Origin of the sequence: Shinella sp. G-2 (genome assembly GCF_050172695.1) — a bacterium.
In the GTDB taxonomy this organism is placed as follows: Bacteria; Pseudomonadota; Alphaproteobacteria; order Rhizobiales; family Rhizobiaceae; genus Shinella.
The window spans coordinates 120,258-127,673 of sequence record NZ_JBBEYH010000013.1 but is presented as its reverse complement, the minus strand read 5'-3'; the positions used below and the strand labels follow the sequence as shown (position 1 = coordinate 127,673).

General features: G+C 64.7%; 2 protein-coding genes. One reads left to right on the top strand and one right to left on the bottom strand.

The features are described 5' to 3' along the window. Window positions 1-280 precede the first annotated feature (280 nt). Complete coding sequence (locus tag V8U06_RS19110) at window positions 281-2,449, top strand: exopolysaccharide transport family protein (protein ID WP_427142025.1); 2,169 nt, start codon at window positions 281-283, stop codon at window positions 2,447-2,449. A gap of 29 nt (window positions 2,450-2,478) precedes the next feature. On the opposite strand, the gene V8U06_RS19105 is transcribed toward V8U06_RS19110, so the two are convergent. Beyond that, on the bottom strand, window positions 2,479-6,999 hold the full coding sequence (locus V8U06_RS19105) for a cadherin-like beta sandwich domain-containing protein (protein WP_427142024.1): 4,521 nt from the start codon (window positions 6,997-6,999) through the stop codon (window positions 2,479-2,481). Window positions 7,000-7,416 lie beyond the last annotated feature (417 nt).

The following is a 7,416-nucleotide window of genomic DNA, read 5'->3' as shown; positions in this document are numbered from 1 at the left end:
CGGCAAACGCCGCGCCGAAACCTTCACATGGGACAGCGCAGCCCAAAAACTCGCCAAGGTTCTCGGTATCAGGGCGAGCGCCGGCGGTGCAGAGGCAGACGCCGATGATGACGGCAATGCCGCTCACGGCCACCATCACAGACATGCCGCCGAATAGTAGCATCCGTGCATAAAGAGTGAAGAAGTACGGTAAATGGTATCTTAAGAACTCGAAAATACGATTTGGGCGGAAAGTCGTGATTCCCGTCGCGACGCACAGGATCGCCTGAACGGTAAAAGCATGGTCGACTCATCTCAATCGAACGCCGCGCGCGAGGACGCCGATGGCACGGGCACCGTCCCGCAGATTGATTTTGCGCACCTTTTTTCTGTCCTCCGCAATCGTTTCCTGATGATCGTCGCCATCACCGCACTGTTCTTCGGCGCGTCCGTCTTCCTGTCCCAGCTTCTCAAGAGCTATTACGTTTCCACGACCAGCATCCTCGTCGACCCGGAGGGCTCGCGCGTCGTGGAGAACGAACTCTACGGCACGAGCGGCGCCACCGAGGCGCGCACCCTGAACCAGCAATACATCCTGACCTCGGTGAAGGTTCTTTCCGCCGTCGTGAAATCGGAAGGCCTTGCCGACGACCCGGATTTCGGCGCCGCGCAACCCTACGAGCCCGACGCGGACAAGCGCGCCAAGAAGGCGCTCGCGACGCTGCAGACCGGCATCGCGGCGACGCTCAACAAGGCGAGCTTCGTCATCGACCTCTCCGTCACCGCCTTCGATCCGGAGAAGGCCGCCCGCATCGCCAACGCCATCGCGAACACCTATATCGAGACCCGCGCCGAGATGAACAACGGTGTCGTGCGGCAGGCCACGACCGATCTTTCGGCGCAGCTTGCCAGCCTCGAAAAGACGGTGGAAGACGGCGACCGTGCCATCCAGGTCTACAAGGCCGAACACAATCTCCTCGACGTCGGCGGCCGCACGCCCGCCGAACAGCAGATCACCGAGACGAACACCGAGATCAACAAGATCTCCGCCAGCATTGCCGAGAACGAGGCGCTGATCTCCGAACTGGCGCTTGCCCGCTCCAACCCCGACTATCTCCGCTCCACGCCGGACTCCGCGCTGTCGCCCGCCATCATCGAGCTACGCACGCGCTATCATACCGCGCAGGAGCAGGAATCGGTGCTGCGTTCGTCCTTCGGCGAACGCCACCCCTCGCTTGTCAGCGCGCGGGCGCGCACGCAGGCGGTGGCGGCGCTCTTGAACAAGCAGTTGAAGGACTTCACCACCTCGCTTGCGCGCAATGGCGAGAAGCTGAAGAGCCAGCGCGAATTCCTGCGCAAGAACCTCACGGCGCTGAAGGCAAGCCTCAACGAGGCGGACCAGTCGATGGTGCGGCTGCGTGAAATGGAACGCAAGCTTGCCAGCGACCGCGCCGTCTACGAATCCTTCCTGCTGCGTACCCGCCAGCTTTCCGGCCAGGAACGCACCATCAGCGAAAACCCGCAGATCATCTCCGTCGCCCAGCCGCCGCTTTCCAAGGCAGGCCCGAAGCGTTCGCTCATCATCGCCGGCGCGACCCTGCTGGGCCTGTTGCTGGGCTGCGGCATCGCCCTCGTACGCGACCGCAAGCTGCCGGAAGAGGCTGCCGTGACGCCGGAACGGGAAGCCCGGCCCGCGCGTGAAAGTCTGCTGGCCCGCCTCCTCTCCCGCTTCCGCCGCCGCCGGAAAGAACCCCGTCGCGCGCAGATCGAAGAAGAGGGCGACAACACAGAGCCTGCCGCCGAAAACCACGAGGAACGCCTCGAAAGACCCGCGCGCCTTGCCCGGCCACGACAGGCTCCACCCGTCGAGGGCGGCTATGCGGATATCGCCCGGCAATTGCTGCTCGAGGCGGATGGCCAGCCGAACCATTGCATCGTGCTCTACGCCCCCGAGGCGCAGACCGATGCCTCCCGCACCGCCTTCCAGCTGGCGCGTGCTATCGCGCGCGAGGACGCGAGCGTGCTCCTGGTCGACGCAGAGCCCGAGGCCGGTCTGACGCGTCAGGCCTCCGCCGTCGGCCTTCCCGGCCTGCACGATTCCATTTCGCTGCAGCGGATCGAGGGAGACTTCATCAACCCGGCACGGGTGCCGGGCTTCTGGCTGATGCCGGCCGGCCGCCGCTCGCCGCGCGTCTCGACGCGCCGGGGTCTCGACACCGGAACTCTCGTCGACTGGCTCGACGCGGAAGGCACCGACTTCGACCTCGTGCTCGTCTATGCCGGCCGCGTCGATCAGCCGAAGCCGCTCCCGGCCGTGGAAATGGCCGCCGCCCGCTTTGCCGTGCTCGCCAGCCGCTTCAACCGCAAGGCCACCCAGCACGCGCTTTCCGCCCTCAGGGAACGCGGCCTTTCCCCCGCGACCGCCCTCGTCATCGGCGACGCCGACAGCAGAATCCCCCGCGCCGGCTGACCGTCCATCCAGGGCCTTGAGCGCGTGTGTCAGAACTGCTTCGCCGCCCGGATGCGCCCGCCCGCGGATGTCTCCCCCTCTTCCGCGACGTTGAGGAGCAGGCTTGCATCCAGCATCCAGAAGTCTGCCGTCTCGACCGAGACGCCGGCGGTCAGCGAGGCGAAGGCGCCGGAACCGTCGAGCGCCGAAAACCCGCCGGTGACACCCAGCTTCGGCGTGACCTTCGCGCCGCTTTCCAGCGTGAAGGAGCGTGCGATCTCCGCGCCGAGGCTGACACGGAACTGCTCCTCGTCGAACCCTTCGATGGCGACCGTGTTGCCGGAAGCATCCTTCACGGCATAGTCGTCCACCGTTTCCGAGAAGTAGACCACGCGCAGTTTCGGCGTCAGCACGGTTTGCTCGTCGATATCCCACCGTCCCTCGAGACTGGTGTCGGCCATCCAGCGCGTGGTGTCGAACGTGCCGCCCCAGAAGGCCGTATCGATGTCGTTGGACGAGCCGCCATAACGCAGGCTGGCATTCCAGAAGAGGTTCCGCCCGACTTCCAGCGACGCATAGGGACCGGCCAGCCAGCCATTGCCCGTCAGTTCCGCATCGGCATCGGCCGGATCGGTCATCCGGTCGAAATGGAGCGAGAAGCCGACCAGCGCCCGCTCGTTGAGCAGGTAATCCGCCCCGAGATTGATCATCGCGAAGCTGCCCCACTTGCCGTCGTTCTGGTCGCGCTTGTGCGCAAGGAGCACGCCGTCGATCCAGATGTTGAACGGCGACAGCACACCGCCACTCACGCCATCGGCGTGGTTTCGCGCGGCCTCCATCTGGTTGAGGCTGGTCGAGAACGTGGCCGCCATGCCGTCTTCCGAAGGCGTCATGCGTGCCGTGACCGGGTCCGTTGCCTCCATCATCTGCCGCCGCTCCAGAAGCCCGGGCACCTTGATGGACGAAGAGATCATGTTCTGCCGCGCTTCGACAAAACCATGGACGAGCGCGTCGATGTCCGACGCAACCTCGGCCGCATCGTGGATCAGCTTGTAGGTTACGACGCCGGTATTGGACGTGCCGAGCGCGCCGACAAGGCGATAGCCCACACGCACCGTGCCGGAATAGGCCGGGTCCGGCGCGAATTTCAGATACCAGCCGGCCGGGGTCGCGGCAGGGCCGGCCTGGGCGAGTTCGCCGCGGATGATCGTCGCCGTGCCGGCATTGGCCGGTTCGACGAAGGCAAGATCCGCGCCGGTGAACGGCCCGCCGGTCGCCCCGCGATTGAGGTAGACGTTGTTCGGCGTCGACCCGGCGGGAACCTCCACGACGATATCGGACGCGGTGACGGCCTGCGCTTTCACCGTCAGGGTGAAGGCGGCGTTTCCGGTGGAACCGTTGCCGTCCGTCACCTGAATGGAGAAGGCATGGTCGCCGGCCGTTGCATCGGCGGCGAGCGGACCGGTGAGTTCGCCCGTCGAGACGTTCAGCACCAGCCCCTTGGGCAAGGTGCCGGAAGCGAGGCTGTAGATCAGCGCGCCGCTGCCGCCCGTGGCGGAGATCGGCTGGCTGTAGTCCTCGCCGGCCATCGCATCCTTGAGCGCGCCGCCCGCAGGCGAGAAGGCGAAGGACGCGTCGGCGATCTTGACCTTGAGCGTATAGGCGGCAGAGCCAGTTACGCTGGCCGCGTCCGTTGCCGTAACGGTGAAGGAAAAATCGCCGCTTGCACCCGGTGTGCCGCCAAGGGCGCCTGTAGACGGGTCGAGTACGATGCCCGCCGGCAACGCACCGGCCGTGACGGCATAGCTGTAGGGCGCAGTGCCGCCGGCCGCGGTGAGCGGCTGGTTATAGACGGTGCCCTTCGTTGCGGCCGGGAGCGCGCCTGCCGACGGTGTCAGGGTGACGATCGTGGCAGCGGAGCGCTGGACGGTGACGGTGTAGGTCTGCTGCGTCACGCCATCCGGCGCTGTCACCACCATGGTGATGACATTGGCACCGACGACAAGAGAGATCGGCGTGGAGGCCGTGCCCGACGTGACAGGATTGCCATTGACCGCGACGCTTGCACCGAGGGCGGAAACGGTCGGTGTCAGCGTCAGAGTGCTGACAGCATTTCCGACGCTCGCCGTGTAGGCGGTCGTGCCGGAAACAAAGGACGGCGCAAGCGTCCCGCTCGACAGGACGAGACCGGAAAGGCTTGCATCCGTGGATGCAGGCGCGGCGCGCGTCACGGTGATGGTATAGGTGTCGGTCGTCACGCCATCCGGCGCCGTCACCACCGTGGTGATGACATTGGCGCCGACGGCAAGGGGGATGGCCGTGGACGTCCCGCCGGAAACGACACCAACCGTATTGACCGTGATTGTCGCACCGAGGGTGGCAGCTGTCGGCGTCACTGTGACCGATGCCACGGCATCGGCGACAGACGCCGTATATGTCTTCGTGCCGGTGGCGAAGGACGGAGAAAGCGTGCCGCTCGACAGCGAGAGGGCCGAGAGCGTCGCGTCGGCCGAAGCGGCGCGTGTGACCGTCGTCGTATAGGTCTTCGTCGTGCCGTCTTCCGCGGTGACCACGGTCGTGATGGTGTTGGGACCGACCACAAGCGGGATCGGCGTGGAAGCGGTTCCGGAGGCAACGGTCGTGTTGTTCACCGTCACTGTCGAGAGACTGTCGGTGACGGTCGGCGTCACCGTGATCGTCGAGATGCTATTGGCCACGGAAGCCGTATAGCCGGTGGTGCCGGTGGCGAAGGACGGGCTGAGGGCAGCGCCCGAAAGCGAAAGGTTCGCCAGATCCGCCACGGAGGAGCGGATGCGCGTGACCGACAGCGTATAGGTCTTGACCGTCGTCAGGTCCTGCGCGGTCACGACGACCGAGATGGTGTTTGCACCAACCGCCAGGGAGATCGGATCGGAGGCAGTGGTGGTGGCGACGAGGGTGCCGTTCACCCGCACCGTCGCGGTGGGATCGGCAAGCGTTGGCCGCACCGTGATCTCGGAAATGCCAGTGACGGAGGCCGAATATCCTGTCGTGCCGGAGGCAAAGCTCGGGCTCAACGTGCCGCGGGAAAGGTCGAGGCCGGCAAGATCGGCATTGGACGACGGCGCACGGTTGAGCGTGACCGTATAGGTCTTCGTCACCGCGTTGTTCGGCGATTTCACCACGATGGTAATCGGGTTGTCACCCACCACGAGCGGGATGGCATTGGACTGGGCGTGCGACGTCACCGGATCGCCGTTCACCGTAATGGTCGCGGCCGTGTCCGAAGCATAGGGCGTCACGCGGATCGACGGTATGCTGTTGCCGACGGAGGACGTGTAGTTGAGCTGGCCTGCGGAGAAGCTCGGCGTCAGCCCACTGTTGGAAAGGCCGATGCCGATTAGGTCGGCGTCCGCCGAGGGCGGTGGCGGACCTTGTCGGGTAGCGACGACCTGATAGGTCTTCGTCGTCGTGCCATCCTGCGCCGTCACCACGACATTGATCGTCACGGGCGTCAGCGGCGTCGGCAGGGAGACGTCGGCAGAGGCGGTACCGGACGTATGCGGGACACCATCGACGGTGATCGATGCTGCCGGATCGGCATACGGGGTGAAGTTGACCGCGGTATTGGCGTTGGGAACGGACAAGGCGTAGCTCGTCGTCGCGGCATCGAAGGTCGGCGTCATCGTGCCGACGGACGGGATGAGCGCCCCAAGATCGGCATTGGCCGACAGCGCGCGGTTGGCCGTCAGCGTATAGATCTTCGGCCCCGTACCGTCCGGCGCAAAGACCTCGATGGTCACCGTGTTGGCGCCGGGTGTCAGGGCGATCAGGCTGGACGCCGTGTGCGAGACAACCGTCTGGCCATTCACCGTGATGGAGGATGCCGTATCCGCCGCATAGGGCGTTATTCTGACAGCTGGTACGCTGTTCACGACGGTGGCGGTATAGCTGAGCGTGCCGGGAGAGAAGGATTGATCCAGCGATCCCTGTGAAAGGCCGATACCGATTAGCGTATTGTCCGAAGACGGCGGCGACCGCGTCACGGTCACGTTATAGGTTTGCGGCGTCGCGCTCGGCGCGGAGACCTCCACCGTTATGGCATTTGTGCCGACCGACAGAGGAATGTCGCCGGAAGCCGTGCCGGACGCAACGGTGGCGCCGTTCACGGTTATCGTCGTTGCGGCCGCATCCGCCGCCGTCGGCGTCACCTGGATCTTGTCGACGGCATTGCCGACCGTTGCGGTGTAGCTCAGCGTGCTCGACGAAAAGCCGGGGTTCAGGAAGCCGGAGGAAAGCGAAAGGAAGGAAAGATTGAGATTCGGCGGCGGCGCGGCGCGGGTGATCGTGACGGTGTAGTCCTTCGTGGTGCCGTCCTCCGCGGTCACATGGATCGTCACGACATTGGGACCGACGTCGAGGGGGATGAGCCGTATGACGCCGTGCTGGAGCGTAGACGTGCCTGCCGCCGTGGTAATCGTCATCTGCGAAAGCGGGTGGTCTTCCAGATACGCCTGGATGCCCGTCGACGGCGTACTGTTCCCGAGGGCGACGTTGTAGGACAGCGTGTTCGCCGAAAAGGACGGCGTCATTCCCCCTTGCGTAAAACCGATCCCACTGAGATTGGCGTTCGACGAGAGGGCTCCGGCGGCCGAAGACGGCATCAAGGCGGCGGCACAGACGGCCAGCAAAAGCTGAAGCAGGAGCGCCCATTGAATGCCATAGCCGCGCATCACGCGCGACCGACTGCCAGAATGCCGATTCATTTCCCGCCCCTAAGCATGCATGGGCGAGCTCCGTCATCATGACAGCCCGGTCCCCAAACCGGGTACTGAGTGCCACGGAACACCATTGCATACAACCCAGCATCGCAGAATAATGGCGGAAATATGCAAATGCGAGCATTCCCTAATTTAGGAACGACTGGCATTCGGACTGCGACGCTATTGCACTTTCATGGTCGGGGCGCTTGCATTAAAACTGGTATGCGAAATACCCTTTTATGCAAC